Here is a 22,808-nt window from a genome sequence, read left to right on the forward strand (position 1 = left end):
TGAAAGTAGAATACAATATTGGGATTATTGAAGGGGGGATGAGGTTACTTTTGTAATTTAGAATTGGATGGTAAAAAGTATAATTTTGAAAAGGGTTGGACAAAAATTGAAGGGAATTTACTATATTAACACGCGTGTTTAATATCCAGTTTTATCCATAGTAAATAGATGATCAACCGCTACCCGCTACGGATTGCTCGCTTTCCTGCGGGCGTGCGTTGAGCCGCTTCGGGGCAACAGGATGTTGGTCACGGAGTCGTTGCCACAGGACGTGGCGTTCTTAGACTTCGTTCCTTAAACGCTACGTGCAGGGTTTCAACTGCCACGCTTTTCCCGCGGGAGTCGAGCAATCCTCCGCTACAATCAATAAACAATGAGAAAGACGCACCTCGAAAGTATGATTACAGTACTTAAAACACCATCATATTAACCAGCTAAATTCAATCCAACAAATTTAAAGACCACAGTTGATTACAAACTAAACTGTGGCCTCTCTTCTATTTCACTGTAAATTCAATTGCTATCGGTTTTGAAGCAGCTTTTCCTTTAGAAGTTTTTAAACCTTTATTATCTATGAAAATTACATAGTTTCCCTTTGCTAAGTTTTTACTCGTTGAAATGTTGATGGATTTACCTTTTGAATCCTTCTTCAAAGTAAATCCTGATACTTTTTTACCTGCACTTAATACATAGACATTGCTAGTAGTTAGAGTTGAAGGCTTGATCGCCGTACCGAATGTTATAGTCGTTGATTTTTTTGTCTTTATACTGTTTAAATTTGTTGCCTTTACATAACTCGATGTTGATGATGCTGAGATAGCTACGAGATGTATTTTCTTGTTATATTTCGTGATGGTGGCTTTTTGTGATGCTGTTAACCCGGTAGATATCGAATATAATGGTGCAAATTGTGTTTTAAATGTTAGCAATTTTCCTTTATCCAAAAGATTCATCCAACTTGCAATGGCAGATGAATTACTTTCAAAATATTGTTCTTCTTCAGTAGGTTGAACTGTTTTAAAGGTAATTTCCTTTCCTTGCGTTGTAACATTTTCTGCACTTACCGCTTCAACCAGAACTTTATACGAAGTACCCCCTTTTAAATTAGAAAGGGAATATTTTAAATCAGTTGTCGTGCCTATTAAATGATCATTTACATAAATATAATATTTTTCAGTTGGTATAACTGCATTTTCACTTTGTGTGTAAGAAATCATTGCAGACGTTTTTGTAATATCATTTACTACAAGTGTTTTGACGTCATCTGGAGTTCTTTGAACATAATTAACCAAGCCATATCCATAGTAAGGATCTTTTCCTTTACTACCCAAATCAATTGTATAATTTCTTAATACCTTTCGTAACTGTTCATTTGAGTAGTCAGGATATTGTTGTTTTAATAATGCTAGAAATCCTGTAACATGTGGAGCCGAAAATGAAGTTCCGGAATCTTGAACAATGTTACTATGTAATCCCAATGAATAGATATTACTTCCTGGCGCAGTGAACTCTACTTTTGAACCGGTATTTGAAAAATAGGAAATCTTATTATTTTGATCTACAGAAGATACTGCAATCACTTGATCATATTTTGCAGGATACCTTACATCTTTTCCTATACCATCATTACCTGCTGCAGCGACTAATATAAGTCCGGCATTGTATGCTTTTTCAACCGCATTTCTTAGGATTGGATCATCGCCAGGAGTACCGAGAGACATATTGACAATATCTATATGATGCTTAATTGACCATTCAAGAGCTTTTAAAAGTGACTCCATTGTGGCACCATCTTCTTGAAACACCTTAAGACTGTATAATGATACACCTGGTGCAATTCCAGTAATATTACCATAGCGATTATTTGACGTAACACCTGCAGCTATTATTCCAGATACAAAAGTACCGTGTCCATCCGTATCATAGGGAGTACTTTCGTCAACCAGAGTTCGTGGATCATCATCTACAAAAGAATATCGTTTGACATTTGGCAGTGCATTATTTAAAGCTACTCCAGTATCAACAACTGCAACTTTTACATTCTCACCTGTGAGACCTGTAGACCACGCATTTTGTATATTGATAGAATTCAAACTCCAATTCTGAGTAAGAGAAGTTAACTGAGAGCTAGTTGTATCTAAGGATTCTACTATCCCTGGATTCTTTTCAACTACTTTTATATCAGGTAAACTTTTTAAAGCAGTTAAGCTTTCACGGGTGAAAGTTCCTTCAATTGTTTTAAGATTTTCATATGTATGTTCGATATCAACAGCTTGCTCCATGATCTGTTCTTTACCATCATTATTTTTATATACAATCATCACATCATCGTATTGATTGTTAGTGGCATGAGCAAAAAAAGGAAAAGTTATTGATGCGATAAAAGTAGTACTAAGTATAGTCATCCATTTTTTATAGTTCATCATTCTATTTCTCCAATTTCTAAATATTTTTGCACTTTCCTTTCTCACCAGTTAAATCCTTACACTTTCTAATTAACTAGTACTTATAACCTTTAAATCCATCTCCTAAACGTTACTTTATTCGCTATTATTTTATCATGCTTTTTTGATAAGTTTGCTACTTTTTTAGATTTCTTATATAAAAATTTTTAGAATTTTTAATTTCTACCATTGGTATGGAAGAATTTATAAAAAAAATCCACTCTAAAGGAATAAACCTTTAGAATGGATTTTCACTTTTTTGCTATGAACCGAATAGATTAAACTACAGGCTCGTCTGAACCCCATTGTTTTTTCTTCTTGCCAACATCTACATGACCTTTTTTCTTCATTTCTCGTACTTTCAATACGTACCAGATTTGAGCAGCGATGTAGATTGAAGAATACATACCTGTTATTAAACCAATTAATAACGCAAGTGAGAAGGTTGAAATTGAGCTTGCACCAAAGATTAATAAAGCAACAACTACTATAATAACTGTCATTACAGTATTCACAGAACGTCCTAATGTTTGACGAAGTGATTTATTAACAATATGTGCTAAGTCATCAGGGTCTTTAATTTTATTAACACGATGTAAATTTTCTCGAATACGGTCAAATGTAACAATAGTGTCATTAATTGAGTATCCGACGATTGTTAATACGGCTGCGATAAATGTGATATCTACTTCTATACGGAAGAGACTGAAAATCGCCACCATGAAGAATACGTCATGTATTAATGATACGATTGCACCAACACCCATGCGCCATTCAAAACGGAAGGCAACATAGATAATAATACCAATTGAAGCATATATTAACGCTTGAATCGCATTTCTAGCAAGTTCTTTACCAACGGTTGGTGAAACTGTGCTAATTGATGGTGTTTGACCATATTCTTTATTGAACTCTGTTTTTATCTTCTTGATATCATCTTTTGATAAGTCTTCTTTATATCGGATGACTGCTCGATCGTTTTTATTTCCAGAAATAACAATATCATCAGAAGAGAAACCAATTTTATCAACATAGGTTTTTACATCTTCTTTTGTTAACGCATGATTTGATGTTACTTCAACACGAGAACCATTTGTGAAGTCTATTCCAAGATTCAATTTGAAGATACCTAGTATAATCATACCAGCAATAATTAGGACAGCCGATAGTGCAAAGAACTTTTTACGGTTGTGAACAAAATCGAAGCGATCGAAGTGAGTTGATAAATCAAGCGTATCAACCCCCTCTTCAATTTTGTGAACACGAGATTTTTTCACACCGAATAATCCAACTTTTCCATCCAAGTAACCACTATTAACAAGTAATCCCAGAAGTACGCGAGTACCCCAAACAGCAGTTAAGAAGCTGACTAAGATAGAAATGATTAACGTTGTTGCGAAACCTTTTACAGAACTTTGACCTAATAAGAATAATACACCAGCTGCAAGTAATGTTGTAATGTTGGCATCGAAAATCGCAGTAAATGAAGATTTAGAACCCGACTTAAATGCGGCTTTTACAGATTTACCTACACGCAATTCTTCTTTAATACGCTCATACATAAGGATGTTGGCATCTACTGCCATCCCTATCCCGAGCACTAATGCGGCAATCCCCGGTAGGGTCAATACAGCATGGATCCAGTCAAAGATCAATAACGTAATAAATGTAAAGATTGTTAATGTAATATCTGCCACTAAACCTGGTAAGCGATATACCAATAACATGAAGATGAAAATTAACGCTACACCAACAATACTAGCAAATACTGTACTATTTAATGCTTGGTCACCGAATTGTGCACCAACAGAAGTTGAGTATATTTCAGTTAATTTCGCTGGAAGTGCACCAGCATTTAAAATACCTTTTAAATCTTTTGTTTCTTGAACTGTAAAGTTACCTGTGATTTGGACATCTTTTGAATTTATTGTTTGAGTAACTTGCGGGTTAGAAACAAATTTAGGTTTTGTTTTCAAAACTTCTTTTTTGTAAGAGTCTTTTCCTTCGTTAAAGTCTAACCAAATAACTAATAGATTATTTGGCGCCCCCATTGCAGCAACTTTACTTGTTACATTTGCAAATTTATTTGGGTCCTTTAGTTTAAGTGTAACCATTGGACGACCTTGTTGGTCAAAAGCTGCTTTTGCTCCACCTTGTTGTAGATCCTTACCGTCTAATAACACTTTGTCATTGACATCACGGAATGTAAGGTTCGCTTGGTTTGATAGGATATCACGTGCTGATTCTTGGTCTTGAACCCCTGCTAATTGAACACGTATACGGTTACCACTTTCAACTTGAATATTTGGTTCGCTTACACCAAGAACATTTACACGTCTACCAATGGCATCAGCCGTTGCATTGACATCACTTTCGGTAATTTTCTGTCCAGCTTTTAAAGGTTCAACTTGATAAAGAACTTCGAAGCCACCTTGTAGATCCAGGCCTAAGTTAATGTTACTTAGTACGCCTTTTACGGTCGTTCCCATGAGTGCGCCAATTACAAGGACAATCATTAGAAACGCGACGATTCGGCTTTTTAATTTCATTAAAACTTCCTCCTCAAACAAATGCCACTGTATTACTAAATGACAGTAGACGATTTTGATGTTCGCTGTGCTAGTTAGTTCTCCTGTCACTACTTTGTAGTGGTGTCCTAGCCAGAAAACTATCTCTCAATCACGAGCATTGATCGCCTTTATGAAGCAGTAGAATTCTTTCATACCATTGTTTCATATTCTATTGATTCGATCTCGTCACTATAATTGCATAACACGTTTATTATGAAACAGGTTTGCCAAGCTGTCAAATCAATCCCATGTACTTTTTTACTATTTAGGAAAGAATTTTAGGTGAATTTTGATTTCCTATTAAAATTTGTAACTCTTCATCGTTAATAGGAGCAAACCAATTTGCACTTTTTAGTTCTTCTACTTGTGTGAAAGTCATATACTGAGCAGCAGTTAATGAAAAAATATCGGCGATCACTTTATGTAAAGCTAATTCGGCCTCACTTAACTTTTTCCATTTTTTCACGACTAAAAAGCGCCAAATATCCTGTTCGGTAATACTTTTTAAACCTTCCATTTTAAAATCTGCTTTTTTTATTTTTAGGACAGGTAAAACTTTTGTAAATAATTGTTTATATTGTATTACCATCTTCACTCACGTCCTTTTCCACTTTTTTGAACGTACAAGATTTAGTATTTTACAGAAATTGTATTTACAGAAAGAAGGGACCTTATGACTTCATTTTTCCATGGCACCTTTTTGTTAATGGGGGCTGTTCTACTCTCTAAATTATTAGGTTTTTTATATCGAATGCAATTTATGCGCGTTGCAGGTGAAGAGGCTGTAGGCGTCTATATGACAGCTTACCCTGCATTTATCTTCTTTTTATCACTTGTTCAACTAGGTATACCAATTGCCATAGCGAAAATCGTCGCTGAATTAGAGGCAAAAGGTAAACGAGTTGAAATTAGTAAAGTAATGCGCACTTCGAGACTATTAAGCTATCTATCTATCCTACTTTTCTTCCCTTTAATATTACTATTCATTCCTTATTTAGCTGAAAATCTTTTACATGATAATCAGGTTAGAATGTTGCTATATGTCTCACTATTTACTGTACCCTTATCTATGGCTTCCGCCTTATTAAAAGGATTATTCCAAGGTCTTGCACGTATTGAAGAAACGGCTTGGTCACAAACAATTGAACAAGTTATACGGATTGCCATGATTACTTGGTTATTGCCTTATGGTGTTGTACAAGACTCCCCTGCTACAACAGCTACATACGCAATGGTAATCACAGGTCTTGCCGAAATAGCAGCCCTAGCCTATTTATACTGGAAATATTTACATGCAAAACGTAAAGGGATTGTTTTGTCATCAAAAGGTTATTCTTCTCCAAAGCCAATTTTAGATATTGCCTTACCTTCTACTGGCAGTCGCTTATTTGGATCTTTTACATGGTTTTTAGAACCAATTGTTTTTTTAAAAGCGTTAACATTAGCTGGTTTAACTGCTGCAGCTGCAACAAAACAATACGGGATCATATCAGGTGTTCATATTCCATTACTACTTTTCCCTTCATTTATCCCATATGCATTAGCTGTAGTACTAATTCCCGCTGTAAGTGACGCTGTTGCGAGAGGTAGGCAAGCTCTTTTAAGAGAACGTGTCCATATCGCTCTAAGGTTATCTACAATCGTCGGTTGTTTCAGTGCCGTTTTCTTTTTTTTATACGGAGACGAGTTTGCCACAAAACTCTTCCATCTGTCAGAAGATCGAGGGTACATGAAATTATTAGCTCCTATTTTCTTCTTTTACTATATACAAAGCCCCTTAAACTCAATCCTTCAGGCACTGGATGAAGCTAAGGCAGCAATGATGAATTCTGTATATGGGGGGATTGGCAAACTTCTGGTCATGCTCGCTCTTGCTTCGCAGCCATTTATTGCTGAAACAGGTGCCGTTATTGCAATCGGCTTTGGGGTTTTGATAACTTCTTTCTTGCATATTGCCACGATTCGGAAAAAGAAATACGTTGAAACTGGCTTTAAATTATTCATCATTCCATACTGGGTTTGCATTCTAGTCGTTATCGTACGTCAGTATATCTTACCTACGTCGCAATTTAATATATGGATTAATGGATCCATTACTCTTGCTTTGCTATTTGTGATTCTTATGATTGCTGATCAAATTCGAATAACTGATTTCCGTTATTTGACTAAGACATTAAGAAAGAGATTATGATTTCATTTGGACATGAACTTTCCCCTCTTCATAACAACAATAGAAAATTCGGTCAGTTTCTTTATGTCCAATTTTAGCTAGCTCTCCGAGTAACCATTGTTCGTCTTTATCAATTAATTGAAGGTGTCTTCTCTGAATATCGCCATCAACCACTAATGGTAATATCGGGGGCAGACTATCTTTCATGAAGATAGAAAGATTTCCTGATGGTTCTAAAAAAGCGTATGCCACTTTTTGAATTGACCCAATTTGTTTCTCTCTTAGTTGTTGAAACAAATCGTCTAAATTATAACGCTGTTTTCTCATTTCATCTTCAAGAAGCACGCCATCACGTATAATCGTTGTTGGATCACCATCAATTTTATCACGAATAGATTTACTTTTTAAGGAAATAAAAGAAATTGTTACTTGTATGATTAATAAGATGATCATAGGTAAAATGGACTCAAATAAGTTTCGTTCTGGTTCATCAACTGCAAACGATGCTACATCTGCAATCAATACAAATACGACAAGGTCCATAACACTTAATTCGCCAACCTCACGTTTCCCCATAAGTTTGAAGATAATTAAAATGACAAAGTATAGGAAGATCATACGAAAAGCGATAACTAATAAATCGTTCACATTACGACTCCTTTTTTATTTTTAGCCTTTGTCGTTACTATACAAATTATGCATTACAAGAAAATGTAAATTACCAAAGCAGCTATACCACACATGAGTAGAATAAAAATAATGTAGCCTAAGGAACGAATCCATTTTGGCTTCGAATGTACTTTTAAGCGATTGTTTCCCGTTCGATTTTGTGCCATTCGTTGTTTAGCTGTTAAACGTGAATGGATGGTATCATCGTCATATCCTAACTGCTCTAGTTTCTTTTTTGTATTCAGTTTTTTTTTAGACATCGCCATCGTTTTCCTTTCAACAAGATGAACATTGTATTATTTCTACAAAAGCGCAAAAAAGCCTTTATTTCTATTCGAAATAAAGGCTTTAATTTGTTTAGATAGTATTTTCCATAGCAAAAATTTCATTCTAAATTTACTCGTTTTATTAATAATCGGCTTTAGAACAATATTATTGATATTTCATCAGTTTCGCTACAGGTGTACGCTTTCCTGCAGAAGTCGCCGCCTTTCGCTCAAGCATGATGCATTAATAAAATCAACAATATCATATAACAAGGCCTAATAATTATAATTAAAACTATTTTGCTGTTTCTGTTCCTTCTACTACTTTACCTATAGCAGCACGTTCAAAACGTAATTTAGAACCATCTTCAGCTTTGATTAGCACTGATGAGTCATCGATTGCATCGATTACACCGTGTAAACCACCAATAGTCACGATTTTATTGCCTCGTGCTAAATTACTTTGCATGTTTTGAGTGTTTTTACGTTGTTTTTGTGCTGGACGAATTAACATAAAATACATCAAAGCGAAAATAACAATCATTGGTAGAATTGCTGATAATTGTTGTGGCATATCTAGTTCTCCCCCTTTCTATCTCTAGCACTCATTATACAAGAATCAGAAATTTTTTGCATTTGGTTTGTTGAATCCATATTGTTCAAAGAATTCTTCACGGAAATCACCAAGACGATCTTCGCGAATTGCTTGGCGTACTTTACGCATTAAATCTTGTAAGAAATACAGATTATGATATGAAGTTAATCGAATGCCAAATGTTTCATCCGCTTTGATTAAGTGGCGAATATAAGCACGTGAATAGTTTTTACATGTATAGCAATCACAGTTTGGATCGAGTGGTCCGAAATCGCGAGCAAATTTTGCATTCTTCACTACTAATCGTCCTTGGCTTGTCATACATGTACCATTACGCGCAATACGAGTTGGTAGTACACAGTCAAACATATCAATACCACGGATTGCACCATCAATTAATGAGTCCGGTGAACCCACTCCCATTAAGTAACGTGGTTTGTTAGATGGTAATAAAGGTGTTGTATATTCGAGCATTCTATTCATAATATCCTTTGGCTCACCTACAGATAAACCACCAATTGCATAGCCAGGGAAGTCTAAAGATACTAAGTCTTGTGCAGATTGTTTACGAAGAGCTTCGAATTCCCCACCTTGTACAATCCCGAATAGCCCTTGATCTTGTGGACGAGCATGTGCTTCTAAACAACGTTCAGCCCAGCGTGAAGTACGTTCTACAGAATTTTTCATATAGTCATACGTAGCTGGAAATGGTGGACATTCATCAAATGCCATCATGATGTCTGATCCAAGTGCGTTTTGAATTTCCATTGCCTTTTCTGGGCTTAAGAAAAGCTTGTCCCCATTTAAATGGTTACGGAAGTGAACGCCTTCTTCTTCAATTCGGCGAATATCACTTAAACTAAAAACTTGGAAACCACCAGAATCAGTTAAAATAGCACGATCCCAGTTCATAAATTTGTGTAATCCGCCTGCTTCACGAATAAGTTCGTGACCTGGACGAAGCCATAAATGATAGGTATTACTTAAAATAATACCGGCACCCATTTCTTTTACCTCTTCTGGGGCCATCGTTTTGACTGATGCTTGTGTGCCTACTGGCATAAAAGCTGGTGTTTCGAAAGAACCGTGCGGTGTATGCACGATTCCTAGTCTTGCGCCTGTTTGCTTATCTGTCTTGATAAGCTCATATCGAATTGCTTGAGACATGTATTAGTTTCCTTTCTTTGCTTTTGGTCGGATGAACATTGCATCGCCGAAACTGAAGAAACGATATTTGTTTTCTACAGCAACTTTATATGCATTTAAAACATTTTCACGACCTGCAAGTGCACTAATCATCATAACTAGTGTTGATTTTGGTAAATGGAAGTTTGTAACCATACCATCAATTGCTTGGTATTCAAAACCCGGATAGATAAAGATAGTAGTCCAACCAGATTCTGCCACGATTTGACCGTTATTGCGTTGCGCAATTGTTTCAAGTGTACGTGTAGAAGTTGTACCTACCGAAATTACACGACCACCATTTGCTTTCGTATCATTTATAATCTGTGCAGTTTCTTTCGATAAATTATAGAATTCAGCATGCATATCATGTTCTTCGATATTCTCTACACTTACTGGGCGGAATGTACCGATGCCAACATGTAAAGTTAAGAATGCTACTTTTACGCCTTTTGCACGGATTTGATCTAATAATTCTTCAGTGAAGTGAAGACCAGCTGTTGGGGCTGCAGCTGAACCAAGTTCTTTAGAATACACTGTTTGATAGCGTTCTTGGTCATCTAGTTTTTCATGAATATACGGTGGTAATGGCATTGTACCAAGTTTTTCTAGAATCTCAATGAAGATTCCTTCGTAATTAAATTTGAACATACGGCCACCATGTTCTAATTCACCAGTACAAGTTGCTTTTAGTAATCCATCACCGAATGTAATTTCAGTACCGACTTTCACACGTTTTGCTGGTTTTACAAGTGTTTCCCATTCATCATCACTCGTTTGTTTTAATAATAATACTTCAACATGAGCGCCTGTTTCTTCTTTAACACCAATTAAACGTGCTGGTAATACACGTGTGTTGTTAAGAATTAAACAGTCACCTTCTTGTATTTCACCTAAAATGTCACGGAAATGATGATGTGACACTTCACCAGTTTCGCGATCTAATACCATAAGTCGACTAGATGCACGATCTTCAAGCGGTACTTGTGCAATTAATTCTTCTGGTAAATAGTAATCAAAGTCTTCTAATTTCATTGTAAACTTCCTTTTTATTATTTGGCTATGTTAATGAAAAGTTCCATTTCAATCCAAATGTAACTTAGCCTATTATTTATGATTCTGATGGATATGCATAACCAAAATGTTCATATGCAAGTGCTGTTACAATACGACCTCTTGGAGTTCTTTGGATAAAGCCTATTTGCATTAAGTATGGCTCATAAACATCTTCAATCGTCATTGATTCTTCTCCTATACTAGCAGCAATCGTATCTAATCCTACAGGACCTCCACGGAATCGTTCAATCATATTCTCAATCAATTTATGATCGATATGATCTAAACCCAGTGGATCAACTTGAAGTAGTTGTAAAGCATCTTGGGCTAATTTTAGCGTGATATCCCCATCTCCAATTACTTGTGCATAATCACGTACCCGTTTTAACAGACGATTGGCGATTCGCGGTGTTCCACGAGAACGTCTAGCTACTTCACCTGCAGCAATTTTATCAGTACTGACATCAAATAATTCTGCACTTCTACAAACAATTTCAGTCAATGAATATTCATCATAGTAGTCTAATCGTAATAATACACCAAAACGGTCTCTTAGTGGAGCAGATAGCGCTCCCGCTCTTGTTGTTGCACCAACTAATGTAAAAGGAGGTAAATCCAGTCTGACTGAACGAGCTTGTGGCCCTTTCCCTACTACAATATCTAAACAGAAATCTTCCATTGCAGGATAAAGAACTTCCTCAATAGCTCTAGGTAATCGATGTATTTCATCGATAAATAAGACGTCTCCAGGCTCTAGTGAACTAACAATTGCAGCTAAATCACCAGGGCGCTCGATTGCAGGACCACTTGTCATACGTATATTGACGCCCATTTCATTAGCGATAACAGCTGCAAGCGTCGTTTTCCCAAGACCAGGGGGACCATAAAGTAAAACATGGTCAAGGCTTTCCTCACGCATTTTAGCTGCTTCGATGAAGATTTTTAAATTATCTTTAACCTTTTGTTGCCCTATATATTGTATAAGGGTTTGAGGTCTTAATGATAGCTCAAACTGATCATCATCCTTTGTTGCCTCACCTGATACGACACGATCATCCACAGCTACTACCTCCTTTCTACTATTGTTGTTTTAATAAAAGCTTTAACGCTTGTTTCATATAATCCTCAGTCGTTATTAAACGGTCGTTTTCATCCAATTGAGGACGGATCTTTGTCAATTCACGTTCAGAATAGCCAAGTGCTGCAAGCGCCAAAAGGGCTTCTTCAAGTTCATGCTTGTTCGGATTCACACCAAATAGTGGTAATTCATCTTCTGCACTTGGTAATTCAATATTTTCAAGTAAGTTGTCCAATTTTCCTTTTAAATCTAGAATCATTTGGCGCGCTGTTTTTTTGCCGACACCAGGGAATTTCACTAAGAATTTTTCATCCTCTTGCTCAATTGCAGAGATTACTTGACTTGGATTACCACTCGCTAAAATGGCTAGTGCTCCTTTTGGTCCAATCCCTGATACTTGAATTAGCTTACGAAATAATTCTCGTTGTTCTAATGTTTTAAAGGCAAATAATAGATTTGCATCTTCACGTACATGTAAATGTGTAAAGACTTTTACTTGTTCCTTACTTACCTGAAAAGCAAATGGATTTGGCGTATATAATTGCCATCCAATCCCTTGTTGCTCTAACACTATATATTCCGGTGTTACACGCGTAACAGTTCCCATTATGTAGTCGTACATGACCATTGCTCCTTTTGTTCAACGCTATCGATTATAGCATAATTTTAAATAAGTGATGATATGCAAACCTGCTATTACAGTGAAAAAAGATAGGCCATAATTGAGGCCTATCTCAAAAGGCAAACATGTATTCTATTTCCACCTACCACAATCATACCATAATTTTGACCAAGAAGAGAGTGCCACTTCCGTAAAGCGTATTAATTCCTCCACAAACGCTTGCTGTTTTTCAGTAGTAACCGTTTTTACGTACATCCATTCACGCAATATTTCATTAGGAAAACGCAATGTTTGTAAATAAGTAAGTGGTATTCGTTTTAGTAAAGGTTGCTCATTCAGCAAGGTACTCAAGTTATAATTCACATGTGGCAATACTCGATGCATCCACATAATAAACTCTTCCTCTGGGTGTCCATAAGCAGCAAGGTCAAAATCAATCAAAATATTCTTCCCTTTAGAGTCTTTCAAAAAATTATGATGCACTACATCTCCATGAAGTAATGTCTTTTTACTCTGTAAAGGTTCTATTTGATTAAAATCTTTTAATGCCTCCTGTGCATATAGAATGAGCTGATTACAGTTGTCTGCACCAAGATATACAGATACTTGTGCATAATGCATGATGAATTTTTGCAACCTTTCTTGCCATTTTAGACGCAAATCATACGGTGGTAAAAGATATTCATCTTTTGACCAGTCTACTTTTTTTCCAGTTTGATGTAGCTGATGTAAAAGTTCTAGGGAGTTTGTACGGTCCATTCTTGATTGATAACTAAACGACCTAGCATTTTTTATCCATGGTTGTATAAGTATATTTTGATCTTCTAACGTAACTTTTGATAACGTATGTGGGAATTGCATGTCAGCAAGTTTTTCATGTACTGCTTTAACCTTTTTTGCAACCAATGGATTATCATATTTTTTCACTACAAATTCTTCTTTTTTTAACTGACAATGCCAGACATTCGATTTAATCTTCCTTTTTAAATCGAAATTGATCACCTAACAAGACTCACATCCTGCTTGCGGGAAGTTCGGCATAGGGTATGGTTGTGGTTGTGGCCAATGTTGAGCTGGTGGGAATGGTGAGCATGAGCAACAATGTTCTGGCCCCTTCATTTGATGATGCATAAAGGGCATTTGTGGTCCATAATTCCATTGTGGTTCATTAAACTGTGGATGCTGCATTGCTGGCATATGATACCAAGGCTCTACATTTTGGTGAGGTTGATGTTCATATAAAGATGATGATTCACATTCTCTTGTAGATTCTGGCATTTGCCAATGTGGCGGTGTCATTGATTCCATCATTTGCCCAGGCATTTGGCCCATCCATGACTCTTGCATTGGTCCCGGCATCGGCCCAGGCATTTGCCCCATCCATGGTTCTTGCATTGGCCCCATCATCGGCCCAGGCATTGGTCCCATCATCTGCCCCGGCATTTGCCCCATCCACGATTCTTGCATTGGCTCCATCATCGGCCCAGGCATTTGCCCCATCCACGATTCTTGCATTGGCTCCATTTGTCCTGACCATGGTGATACCATATGGTGGCCTCCGCATCCACAATGATGTTGTGGTGCCATTTGTCCTAACCACGGTGATACCATATGATGATGCCCCCCGCATCCGCAATGGTGTTGCGGTGCCATATGATGTCCCCCGCATCTGCAATGGTGTTTTGGTACCATATGATGTTCTCCGCATCCGCAATGGTGTTTTGGTGCCATATGATGTCCTCCGCATCCGCAATGGTGTTTTGGTGCCATATGATGTCCCCCGCATTCGCAATGTTGTTTTGGTGAAACAACCTGTGGACATGGACATGGCATTGGCATTGGCATCGGTATTGGCATAGGTATCGGTATTGGCTGTGGACATGGTGCGCAAGCAGGTTGTTGATATTCTTTTTGCGGTTGAATAATGAATTCCTCCTCATGTTGTTCGATCATTTCAATTCTCGCTCTGACGGGGCGGGCTTCTTCAAATGGATGTACATGTGGTATTGGCGTTGGTTGCACAATTGGGATAGGGACAGGGATAGGCGGTGCTACTGGTGGCTGCACCGGTTGTGCAATCGGGTACTCTTTCGGTATTATCCTCGGTTGTTCTTTTGGATGTGCAATTGGATGCTCCTTCGGTATTACCCTCGGTTGCTCTTTGGGATGTGCGATTGGGTGCTCTTTTGGGTGATGTTCTTTTGGATGCGTGATTGCATGCTCCTTTTGATGATGTTCTTTTGGATGCGTGATTGCATGCTCCTTTGAATGATGTTCTTTTGGATGCATGTTTGAATGCTCCTTTTGATGATGTTCTTTTGAATGTGCGTTTGAATGCTCCTTTTGATGATGTTCTTTTGAATGCGTGTTTGAATGCTCCATTGAATGATGTTCTTTTGAATGCGTGTTTGAATGCTCCATCGGATGATGTTCTTTTGAATGCGTGTTTGAATGCTCCATTTGATGGTGTTCATTTGGATGCGTGTTTGAATGCTCCTTTGGTGCCATCCTCGGTTGTTCTTGTGGTTGCACATGGTGTACTGGCTGTTCCTTAGGGTGTACTTGATGAACTGGCTGTTGCTCTTTTGGATGCGCTAAATGCTGCTCTATTGGTGTTTTCTTAGGCTGTTCCTTTTTTGGCGCATCAGGCAAAAATAATTCCATCCCTGGAACGATGTAATCAGGATTTGCTAAATGGGCGTTTAATCTTTTCATATCCTCGAAAGAAATACCATATTGTCTTGCAATTTTCCAAAGTGTTTCGCCCTTTTTGACAGTATGAACGCGCAAGCTTTTCCTCCTTCCGTCTCTATACAATATGAAAAGCATCGTTATTTGGACACTCGAATCTTATTTGTTTACGCCTTTCATGTTACACTATGTATATAGAAGTACTATTTATGCTTGGATTTTGGGGTGTTATTTATGAAAAAATTACTTGGTGAAGAACGTAGAGCATTTTTATTAGATTTATTAAAAACAGAAGGTAAGGCCATTACAGGTACTGAATTTGCACAAAGAACGAATGTTTCTAGACAAGTAATCGTCAATGATATTGCCTTACTAAAAGCGCGAAATGAACCGATTGTTGCAACGAGTCAAGGTTATATATATTTTAATCAAAAAGCCAGCGTACAAATTTTCGAACGACAAATTGCTGCTTACCATACATCAGATCAAACAGAAGAGGAATTAAATACATTGGTAGATGCAGGAATTACTGTAAAAGACGTCACCGTCGAACACCCTGTTTATGGCGAAATAACAGCCAATATTATGGTAAAAAATCGATATGACGTTCAACAATTTATGAATAAGTTGCAAGAAACAAACGCAAGTCCATTGATGGCTTTAACAGATGGTGCACATCTGCACACCATTTCGGCTCCAACTGAAGCTCAACTCGATTTAGCAGAAAAATTATTAATAGAAAAAGGGTACCTCCTTAAAAAGGATTAATTTTAAGTAAAAAAAAAAGTGTCCAACTCATTTGGACACTTTTTTTATTTCTTCCTTGGAATGTTGCTTGTATGTAAAATAGCTTCCCAATGATTTCACAGAGCAACCTAATGCAGCAAGTTCTTCCATTGCACCTTTCATCATTGGCGTATTTTCATCCTCTAACAAATCCAATATAAAGAAATAATCACCTAAACCTGTTTTTAAAGGCCGAGATTCAATTTTACTTAAATTAATTTGACGCCAAGCGAAAACAGATAATAATTGATGTAATGCACCTGAGCGATCATTTGGTAATTTTACCATCAGCGTTGTTTTGATTTGTTCTTCACGTTCTACAAGATCAATACGTTGGTTGCTTCTAGAAAGAACGAAGAAACGCGTATGATTAAAATGGAAATCGTGAATTTGGGGTTGGACAATTTCTAAGTCATAGGTTTTAGCTGCTGCCGTGTTACCGATTGCCGCAATACACTCATCAGGATGCTCGAAAACAAACTGTGCAGCTGCAGCAGTAGATGTTGTTTGATGTAATGGAATACCTCTAAAACGGTAATACAAGTATTTATGACATTGTGCTAAAGCATGCGGATGCGAATAGACACCTTGGATGTTCCCCCAATTCTCTACTTGCTTTTTATGTACCATCAAATGTTGCTCGATTGGTGATAGTACTTCTCCTATGACATATAAATTGACCTCATGAAATAAATAGTCAATAGTTAGTGGAACAGTGCCCTCTAAAGCGTTTTCTAATGGAACAATGGCTAAATCTACTTGACCTTCAGCCACAGCTTCAATACATTCTGGAATTGTTTTATACGGAATGATCCATTCATCCCGAAATAATTCTTGTGCTGCTACATGTGTAAATGTACCTTCTGGGCCTAAAAAAGCCACTCGATTTTCCAATTCTTTGGATGCCAATTTGATAAAGCCCCCTTATAATGCGCCTGAACTAATTACCTCTGCTGATTCTACGAAGTCTAATTTTTTGAGACTTTGAATTAACTCGTCCAACTCCACATCCATAGCTGTAACATCTAATGAAAGCGTAACATTGGCACGGCCTTGAATCGGAATCGTTTGATGGATTGTCAAGACATTACAATGTGTATCTGTAACTGTGGATAGAAGTCGAGCTAGTGTCCCTTTGCGGTCCTCCAGCTGTAGAAAAACTGTTAAAATACGTTCTTGTACAATAGAGTGAAAGGGGAAAACAGCATCTCGATACTTATAAAACGCACTTCTTGATAAATCGACCTGTTTAACAGCATCCCAAATTGAAGTGACAGCACCTGTTTGCAACAAGTGCTTCGCTTCTAATGTTTTTTGCATGGCATCTGTTAAGACATCTTCGCGTACTAAATAATAGCGTTGATCTGCTACATTTTTCATCTTTTTCCCCCCTGAATACTACTCTACAAAATCAAACTCAAATTCTAATAAACGAACGGTATCACCATTTTCGGCGCCTCGTTCACGTAATGCTTCATCGACACCCATACCACGTAATTGACGTGAGAAACGTCGAACTGATTCTTCACGGCTAAAGTCCGTCATTTTGAATAGACGCTCGATTGTATATCCTGATAATACATAGGCACCATCATCGTCACGACTAATAACAAAATCTTCACCTTTTGCTTCATGTTTATATAGAACAGTTGCATCTGTTTCTTCATCTTCAATTTCATGAAGTGGGAATTCTGGTGTTTCTTCCAATAAGTCTGCAACTGCAAATAGCATTTCTTTTAAACCTTGACGTGAAATTGCTGAGATTGGGAAGATTTGAGCATCTTCACTGATTTGGTCTCTAAATACTTTTAAGTTCTCTTCAGCGTCAGGCATGTCCATTTTATTGGCTACAATTATTTGCGGACGTTCTGTAAGTCGCATATTATATTGTTCTAATTCTTTATTGATTGTTAAATAATCTTCGTATGGATCGCGACCTTCCATACCAGACATATCAATCACATGAACAATTACGCGTGTACGTTCGATATGACGTAGGAATTGATGTCCTAGACCAACACCTTCAGATGCGCCTTCAATAAGCCCTGGAAGGTCAGCCATAGCAAAGCTTCGGCCATCATCAATACGAACCATCCCTAAATTTGGTACGATTGTTGTAAAGTGATAGGCACCAATCTTAGGTTTTGCAGATGTAACAACAGATAGTAATGTAGATTTCCCTACACTTGGGAATCCGACTAGACCTACATCTGCTAATACTTTTAATTCTAATATAACATTAAGTTCTTGTCCTGGCTCCCCTTTTTCTGAAAGTTCTGGCGCAGGATTTGCAGGTGTAGCAAAACGCGAATTACCACGACCTCCACGACCGCCTTTTGCGATGACCGCTTTTTGACCATGTTCTACTAAATCTGCAATGACACGGCCAGTTTCTTCTTCGGTCACAACCGTACCAGGTGGCACAGAAACATAGAAAGGTTCTGCTTTTTTACCATGTTGGTTTTTACTCATACCATGTTCACCGCGTTCAGCTTTGAAATGGCGTTTATAACGGAAATCCATCAGTGTACGTAAACCTTCGTCTACTACGAATACTACATCGCCGCCATGGCCACCGTCACCACCCGCTGGACCACCATTTGGTACGAATTTTTCACGACGGAAGGCTACCATACCATTGCCGCCATCTCCACCTTTAACATAAACTTTTACGTGGTCGACAAACATTAAAAACCCTCCTTCTTACTTACAATGGCGTAGTGCCATTCTTGTTCTGAATATTGATCCTCATCAATCGCTAAAAATGGATGTTCCATTGATTGATCGAAAATTTCTTTTTGGTTCCACTGACCTTTTGCATAAAACGAAATCTCAAATTGCTTTTCTGTTGAATAGATTTGCAATGAAAGTTGCTGCTCAGCAAACGGATCTAATGATGGATAGATATGCGAAACAGATTGATCTAAATAATCATAAATCACTTCATCTAATCCCTTATCCACTTCATGTTCAATCATACTCTGAATCGTAACATTGAAGTTTGGACAACGCCATCCTAATGTATGGATCCATTCAATTGTTTTAGGTAAACCTAATTTATTGATATTGAAAAAGGTTTTACATTGATCAGCAATTTCTTCAATAGATTCTTTTGCTGCTTCAGTTCTACCTAGATCAAGATTGATTTTAATTAGTTGAAGTTGATTTAAAAAATCATGGTTTGCAAAACGAAGCACTTCATTTACGGTGAGTGTTTTATCGTTCGTCATGGTTCACTCTCCTTCGATGAGATGTTCATCTTACAGTATACCAACTTTCAAAAAATTTTTCTTCTATTAGAAAAAATTCGGCTTCCGCAAAATGTAGCGAAAGCCGATTTTGAACTAAGCTTACTAAATGATTTTAGGAATTCTTTAGAAAGAAAAAGGACTGCAATGAATGCAGTCCTTTTGACTTTTCATTATGCTTCTTGAGCAACTGGGTACACGCTGACTTTACGTTTATCGCGACCGTAGCGTTCGAATTTAACAACGCCATCAACTTTTGCGAATAAAGTATCGTCACCACCGCGACCTACGTTTTCTCCTGGGTAAATTTTAGTACCGCGTTGACGGTATAAAATTGAGCCACCAGTTACGAATTGACCATCAGCACGTTTAGCACCTAAACGTTTTGCTTGAGAGTCACGACCGTTCTTAGTAGAACCTACACCTTTTTTAGAAGAGAAGAATTGTAAATCTAAAGATACTAGTAACATATGTTCCACCTCCTAGATCATTTTATATTTTAATTCGATAAAATCTCCATAACTAGCAACCATCGTATAATACTGGGTTACCATTGTTTGAAGAATAATTTGCAGTTTTGCATCAGTTTCAATGTCAAGATCGGCTTGGTCGATCACACAGGATAAAAATCCTCCGTTCTCGCCCTGCTCGATACCCGGTTGTAATTGTAGAATTTGTCCAATTGCATTGACAGTACCAAAGGCAATGGCAGATGCGCCTGCACATACTAAATCGTAACCAGGGTCTCCTGAATAGGCATGACCTGAAATTTCAAATCCATAAGATTTGCGGTTTTCATCGCTTTGAATTTCAACAGTGATCATAGTATCACCCCACTATTAAGCGTTGATAGCTTCAATAACTACTTTAGTGTATGGTTGACGGTGACCTTGTTTACGACGGTAGTTCTTTTTAGCTTTTAATTTGAAAACAACAACTTTTTTCGCACGGCCTTGTTTTTCAACTTTAGCTGTAACTGTTGCGCCTTCAACGAAAGGAGCTCCAACTTTAACATCTTCGCCACCAACGAAAAGAACTTTGTCAAAAGTAACTGTTTCACCAGCTTCAGCGTTGATTTTTTCAACGTAGATTGCTTGGCCAGCTTCTACTTTAACTTGTTTACCACCAGTTTCAATAATTGCGTACATAACTGCACCTCCTCAATTAGACTCAGACTCGCCCTCAATAGGTGATCACATAGATGCTTAATAACCTTTTCAGTGCGGTTGTAGCACGGGTGCTACATAACATTAGAAATATTACCATACTAAAACTATGACGTCAACCTATTTAACACAACGTTTTCAAAAGCTTGTTCGTATTTTCGGTAGCGGAAAGCCTTGATATTCTGATAGAAAAGTAAAATGAGAATTAACATAAAGAAGATTGAACGCGGTATATACCATATGGCAAAAATAAAACAGGTTAGACAGCATGACATAGATAATAGTAAAAAAGAAGTCTTAGTAGCTTGTAGTGACTTTTTCTCACTCCACACTATTTCTAATATTCTTCCTCCATCTAAAGGCCAGATAGGTAATAAATTGATCAGTAGCAATAAAACCTGAGTAGTTTGTAATGGGCCACTTAAATTTCCCGGAAAAAAAACCGCTATACCGAATAACAATAATGTCGCGATTGGCCCAGCAATAGCGATCTTGAATTGTTGACTTTTGGTGATCTGCCATTTTGTTTCATATAAAATTTCACCACCATATGGCATAATGATGCATGATTTCACTTTTACACCAAGGATATTGGCTACAACTAAATGCCCAAATTCATGCCAGCATAAAGAAATGAATAGTAGCGCATAATTAGAAAACTGCCCTGTGATGATTAACCATACAATCAATGGTAAAAGTGTGGGATGAAGCTTCAACTTCCCCATCACTTAAGCCAGCCCTTTAATGATTCGGAATCTAAAATACCACCTTTTCGCTCTACTTGTAAATAGAATGTACCTGACTTCATCGAAGCCAAAGGTTCTCCTTCCTTTATAGACGTATATGGTAAATAGTCTAGAGATTTTAGAAAACCATATGTTACACGTTCTCCTGTATCATATGTAATCGTCATTGTTTTACCAAGTGATTTTGTATGCCCTGTAAAAATAACAAAACCATCATGCTTTGCATAAATCGTTAGTGGCTCATCGTAAGATAATAACACACCGTCCGAAAATGATTGCATGGTATTATATTCTCCGATATGAGAGTCAGCAACAGGTGCCATTACGGCTACCTTTTCTTCTTCGTGAAATACTTGCTTTGTCCAATTTGTGAGAACAAGTAAATCATCATTGGATAGCACATAGTCAGTGACATCAGTCTTTAGTATTTGCTTTTTTTCTAATACTATAACGGTAAATAACAGTACTGCAATTACAACAGTCAATTTCCATTTATTCATTATCTACCCACCTCAAAATCCCATTTTCTATTAGTTTATGAGGCAAGGAGAATAATCAGTACAATAATCTAGACAGCTTCACTCTCAAATCAAGAACGCGGATATGATCCAAAAAACCGTGGATATTAATCAATCCACGGATAATGAAAGAGCCTACTAAAAAAGAGTCCCTAGAGATAAAATTCTCTAGAGACTCTTTTGCTATGTAGCCAAACATTTATTTAGCAAACAAGGATTTAATTTTTGCGAAAACACCTTTATGTTCATTTTCCAATGACATAAGTGGTACAGATTCACCCAATATACGACGAACTATATTACGATATGCAATAGCAGCTTGTGTAGATGGCTCCATTACAATCGGTTCTCCTTTGTTAGAAGAGCGAATTACTTGTTCATCGTCTGGAATAATACCCAATAAATCAATCGATAAATGTGTCGTAATTTCATTTACATCTAGTGCATCCCCATTTTTCATCAATTGAGGACGAATACGATTGATAATTAATTTAGGTGGTTCGATTTCTTCCTGTTCTAATAGTCCAATAATACGATCAGCATCACGTACTGCTGAAATTTCAGGCGTCGTAACAACAATCGCTCTGTCAGCACCAGCAACAGCGTTTTTGTAGCCTTGCTCAATTCCTGCAGGGCAATCAATTAAAACATAGTCAAAATCAAGTTTTAATTCTTCAACTAACGTTGCCATTTGCTGTGGAGTTACAGCATTCTTATCAGACGTTTGAGCGGCAGGCAATAAGAACAGTAGATCATCAAATCGTTTATCTTTCACTAAAGCCTGTTGGACTTTACAACGCCCTTCAACAGTGTCTACTAAGTCATAGATAATACGGTTTTCTAAACCTAAAATTACATCTAGGTTACGCAAACCGATATCTGTATCGATTAAGCATACCTTTTTGTTTTGAAGGGCCAATGCAGTACCTAAATTAGCAGTAGTAGTTGTTTTCCCTACTCCACCTTTACCAGAAGTAATTACTATAGCTTCACCCACA

At 37.3% G+C, this 22,808-nt stretch carries 24 protein-coding genes and 1 other annotated feature; of the genes, 2 read left to right on the forward strand and 22 right to left on the reverse strand.

Annotated elements, in window-relative coordinates:
- Positions 1-497 precede the first annotated feature (497 nt).
- From Q8X41_RS06490 to Q8X41_RS06500, 3 genes are all read right to left on the reverse strand, one after another.
- Entirely contained in the window at positions 498-2,426 is a 1,929-nt protein-coding gene (locus tag Q8X41_RS06490) for a S8 family serine peptidase (RefSeq protein WP_397539438.1), read from the reverse strand.
- 296 nt (positions 2,427-2,722) lie between these two features.
- The gene (gene secDF, locus Q8X41_RS06495) at positions 2,723-4,993 is read right to left on the reverse strand and encodes a protein translocase subunit SecDF (RefSeq protein ID WP_397539439.1); all 2,271 of its coding nucleotides are present in this window, start codon (positions 4,991-4,993) and stop codon (positions 2,723-2,725) included.
- Positions 4,994-5,279: 286 nt separating this feature from the next.
- On the reverse strand, positions 5,280-5,603 hold the full coding sequence (locus tag Q8X41_RS06500; RefSeq protein ID WP_397539440.1) for a post-transcriptional regulator: 324 nt from the start codon (positions 5,601-5,603) through the stop codon (positions 5,280-5,282).
- An 84-nt stretch (positions 5,604-5,687) separates the two neighbouring features.
- Here Q8X41_RS06500 and Q8X41_RS06505 point away from each other — a divergent pair, with 84 nt between their 5' ends.
- On the forward strand, positions 5,688-7,205 hold the full coding sequence (locus tag Q8X41_RS06505) for an oligosaccharide flippase family protein (protein WP_397539441.1): 1,518 nt from the start codon (positions 5,688-5,690) through the stop codon (positions 7,203-7,205).
- Here Q8X41_RS06505 and Q8X41_RS06510 read toward each other — a convergent pair.
- The 9 genes from Q8X41_RS06510 to Q8X41_RS06550 all read right to left on the reverse strand — a co-directional run bounded on the left by Q8X41_RS06510 (position 7,200) and on the right by Q8X41_RS06550 (position 15,445).
- Positions 7,200-7,832, reverse strand: coding sequence for a DUF421 domain-containing protein (locus Q8X41_RS06510; RefSeq protein WP_397539442.1), 633 nt, complete (start codon positions 7,830-7,832; stop codon positions 7,200-7,202). The genes Q8X41_RS06505 and Q8X41_RS06510 overlap by 6 nt on opposite strands.
- Before the next feature lie 53 nt (positions 7,833-7,885).
- A complete protein-coding gene (locus Q8X41_RS06515; RefSeq protein ID WP_397539443.1) occupies positions 7,886-8,113 on the reverse strand; it encodes a hypothetical protein in 228 nt (75 codons plus the stop codon).
- Positions 8,114-8,414: 301 nt separating this feature from the next.
- Positions 8,415-8,693 (reverse strand): preprotein translocase subunit YajC, encoded by a 279-nt coding sequence (yajC, locus tag Q8X41_RS06520; protein WP_397539444.1) that lies wholly within the window; start codon positions 8,691-8,693, stop codon positions 8,415-8,417.
- A 45-nt stretch (positions 8,694-8,738) separates the two neighbouring features.
- Entirely contained in the window at positions 8,739-9,881 is a 1,143-nt protein-coding gene (gene tgt / locus Q8X41_RS06525) for a tRNA guanosine(34) transglycosylase Tgt (protein ID WP_397539445.1), read from the reverse strand.
- Positions 9,882-9,884: 3 nt separating this feature from the next.
- On the reverse strand, positions 9,885-10,934 hold the full coding sequence (queA, locus tag Q8X41_RS06530; protein ID WP_397539446.1) for a tRNA preQ1(34) S-adenosylmethionine ribosyltransferase-isomerase QueA: 1,050 nt from the start codon (positions 10,932-10,934) through the stop codon (positions 9,885-9,887).
- Between the two features lie 76 nt (positions 10,935-11,010).
- Positions 11,011-12,015 (reverse strand): Holliday junction branch migration DNA helicase RuvB, encoded by a 1,005-nt coding sequence (ruvB, locus tag Q8X41_RS06535; RefSeq protein ID WP_397539447.1) that lies wholly within the window; start codon positions 12,013-12,015, stop codon positions 11,011-11,013.
- A gap of 19 nt (positions 12,016-12,034) precedes the next feature.
- Positions 12,035-12,655, reverse strand: a complete 621-nt coding sequence (ruvA, locus tag Q8X41_RS06540; protein ID WP_397539448.1) for a Holliday junction branch migration protein RuvA — start codon at positions 12,653-12,655, stop codon at positions 12,035-12,037.
- A gap of 132 nt (positions 12,656-12,787) precedes the next feature.
- Entirely contained in the window at positions 12,788-13,657 is an 870-nt protein-coding gene (locus tag Q8X41_RS06545; protein WP_397539449.1) for a phosphotransferase, read from the reverse strand.
- Positions 13,658-15,445 carry a LysM peptidoglycan-binding domain-containing protein gene (locus Q8X41_RS06550; protein WP_397539450.1) on the reverse strand — a complete coding sequence of 596 codons (1,788 nt, stop codon included), beginning with the start codon at positions 15,443-15,445 and terminating at the stop codon, positions 13,658-13,660.
- A 135-nt stretch (positions 15,446-15,580) separates the two neighbouring features.
- On the opposite strand from Q8X41_RS06550, the gene Q8X41_RS06555 reads away from it, so the two are divergent.
- A complete protein-coding gene (locus Q8X41_RS06555) occupies positions 15,581-16,114 on the forward strand; it encodes a transcription repressor NadR (RefSeq protein WP_397539451.1) in 534 nt (177 codons plus the stop codon).
- Positions 16,115-16,141: 27 nt separating this feature from the next.
- Here Q8X41_RS06555 and pheA read toward each other — a convergent pair whose 3' ends face one another.
- From pheA to minD, 10 genes are all read right to left on the reverse strand, one after another.
- Entirely contained in the window at positions 16,142-17,041 is a 900-nt protein-coding gene (gene pheA / locus Q8X41_RS06560) for a prephenate dehydratase (protein ID WP_397539452.1), read from the reverse strand.
- A 15-nt stretch (positions 17,042-17,056) separates the two neighbouring features.
- On the reverse strand, positions 17,057-17,512 hold the full coding sequence (locus tag Q8X41_RS06565; protein ID WP_397539453.1) for an ACT domain-containing protein: 456 nt from the start codon (positions 17,510-17,512) through the stop codon (positions 17,057-17,059).
- Positions 17,513-17,530: 18 nt separating this feature from the next.
- Positions 17,531-18,820, reverse strand: a complete 1,290-nt coding sequence (obgE, locus tag Q8X41_RS06570) for a GTPase ObgE (protein WP_397539454.1) — start codon at positions 18,818-18,820, stop codon at positions 17,531-17,533.
- Complete coding sequence (locus Q8X41_RS06575; RefSeq protein ID WP_397539455.1) at positions 18,820-19,362, reverse strand: Spo0B domain-containing protein; 543 nt, start codon at positions 19,360-19,362, stop codon at positions 18,820-18,822. Before Q8X41_RS06575 ends, obgE begins: the two co-directional genes overlap by 1 nt.
- Positions 19,363-19,553: 191 nt before the next feature.
- Positions 19,554-19,850 carry a 50S ribosomal protein L27 gene (gene rpmA / locus Q8X41_RS06580; protein WP_397539456.1) on the reverse strand — a complete coding sequence of 99 codons (297 nt, stop codon included), beginning with the start codon at positions 19,848-19,850 and terminating at the stop codon, positions 19,554-19,556.
- 12 nt (positions 19,851-19,862) lie between these two features.
- The gene (locus Q8X41_RS06585; RefSeq protein ID WP_397539457.1) at positions 19,863-20,204 is read right to left on the reverse strand and encodes a ribosomal-processing cysteine protease Prp; all 342 of its coding nucleotides are present in this window, start codon (positions 20,202-20,204) and stop codon (positions 19,863-19,865) included.
- Between the two features lie 15 nt (positions 20,205-20,219).
- Positions 20,220-20,528: a 50S ribosomal protein L21 gene (gene rplU / locus Q8X41_RS06590; protein ID WP_397539458.1), complete on the reverse strand. Its 309-nt coding sequence runs from the start codon at positions 20,526-20,528 to the stop codon at positions 20,220-20,222.
- Positions 20,529-20,542: 14 nt separating this feature from the next.
- Positions 20,543-20,618, reverse strand: a sequence feature (ribosomal protein L21 leader region).
- Positions 20,619-20,653: 35 nt separating this feature from the next.
- Positions 20,654-21,271, reverse strand: coding sequence for a site-2 protease family protein (locus Q8X41_RS06595; protein WP_397539459.1), 618 nt, complete (start codon positions 21,269-21,271; stop codon positions 20,654-20,656).
- Positions 21,271-21,792 carry a peptidoglycan DD-metalloendopeptidase family protein gene (locus Q8X41_RS06600; protein WP_397539460.1) on the reverse strand — a complete coding sequence of 174 codons (522 nt, stop codon included), beginning with the start codon at positions 21,790-21,792 and terminating at the stop codon, positions 21,271-21,273. Before Q8X41_RS06600 ends, Q8X41_RS06595 begins: the two co-directional genes overlap by 1 nt.
- A 217-nt stretch (positions 21,793-22,009) precedes the next feature.
- A complete protein-coding gene (gene minD, locus Q8X41_RS06605) occupies positions 22,010-22,807 on the reverse strand; it encodes a septum site-determining protein MinD (protein WP_397539461.1) in 798 nt (265 codons plus the stop codon).
- Position 22,808 lies beyond the last annotated feature (1 nt).

The organism is Rummeliibacillus pycnus, assembly GCF_044359855.1.
Classification (GTDB): Bacteria; Bacillota; Bacilli; order Bacillales_A; family Planococcaceae; genus Rummeliibacillus; species Rummeliibacillus pycnus_A.

Bases quoted from the DNA above. Each gene is read 5' to 3' on its own strand.
- Q8X41_RS06490 (WP_397539438.1), bottom strand. From the start codon at position 2,426: ATGATGAACTATAAAAAATGGATGACTATACTTAGTACTACTTTTATC.
- secDF (WP_397539439.1), bottom strand. From the start codon at position 4,993: ATGAAATTAAAAAGCCGAATCGTCGCGTTTCTAATGATTGTCCTTGTA.
- Q8X41_RS06500 (WP_397539440.1), bottom strand. From the start codon at position 5,603: ATGGTAATACAATATAAACAATTATTTACAAAAGTTTTACCTGTCCTA.
- Q8X41_RS06505 (WP_397539441.1), top strand. From the start codon at position 5,688: ATGACTTCATTTTTCCATGGCACCTTTTTGTTAATGGGGGCTGTTCTA.
- Q8X41_RS06515 (WP_397539443.1), bottom strand. From the start codon at position 8,113: ATGTCTAAAAAAAAACTGAATACAAAAAAGAAACTAGAGCAGTTAGGA.
- yajC (WP_397539444.1), bottom strand. From the start codon at position 8,693: ATGCCACAACAATTATCAGCAATTCTACCAATGATTGTTATTTTCGCT.
- tgt (WP_397539445.1), bottom strand. From the start codon at position 9,881: ATGTCTCAAGCAATTCGATATGAGCTTATCAAGACAGATAAGCAAACA.
- queA (WP_397539446.1), bottom strand. From the start codon at position 10,934: ATGAAATTAGAAGACTTTGATTACTATTTACCAGAAGAATTAATTGCA.
- ruvA (WP_397539448.1), bottom strand. From the start codon at position 12,655: ATGTACGACTACATAATGGGAACTGTTACGCGTGTAACACCGGAATAT.
- Q8X41_RS06555 (WP_397539451.1), top strand. From the start codon at position 15,581: ATGAAAAAATTACTTGGTGAAGAACGTAGAGCATTTTTATTAGATTTA.
- Q8X41_RS06565 (WP_397539453.1), bottom strand. From the start codon at position 17,512: ATGAAAAATGTAGCAGATCAACGCTATTATTTAGTACGCGAAGATGTC.
- obgE (WP_397539454.1), bottom strand. From the start codon at position 18,820: ATGTTTGTCGACCACGTAAAAGTTTATGTTAAAGGTGGAGATGGCGGC.
- Q8X41_RS06575 (WP_397539455.1), bottom strand. From the start codon at position 19,362: ATGACGAACGATAAAACACTCACCGTAAATGAAGTGCTTCGTTTTGCA.
- rpmA (WP_397539456.1), bottom strand. From the start codon at position 19,850: ATGTTACTAGTATCTTTAGATTTACAATTCTTCTCTTCTAAAAAAGGT.
- Q8X41_RS06585 (WP_397539457.1), bottom strand. From the start codon at position 20,204: ATGATCACTGTTGAAATTCAAAGCGATGAAAACCGCAAATCTTATGGA.
- rplU (WP_397539458.1), bottom strand. From the start codon at position 20,528: ATGTACGCAATTATTGAAACTGGTGGTAAACAAGTTAAAGTAGAAGCT.
- Q8X41_RS06595 (WP_397539459.1), bottom strand. From the start codon at position 21,271: ATGGGGAAGTTGAAGCTTCATCCCACACTTTTACCATTGATTGTATGG.
- Q8X41_RS06600 (WP_397539460.1), bottom strand. From the start codon at position 21,792: ATGAATAAATGGAAATTGACTGTTGTAATTGCAGTACTGTTATTTACC.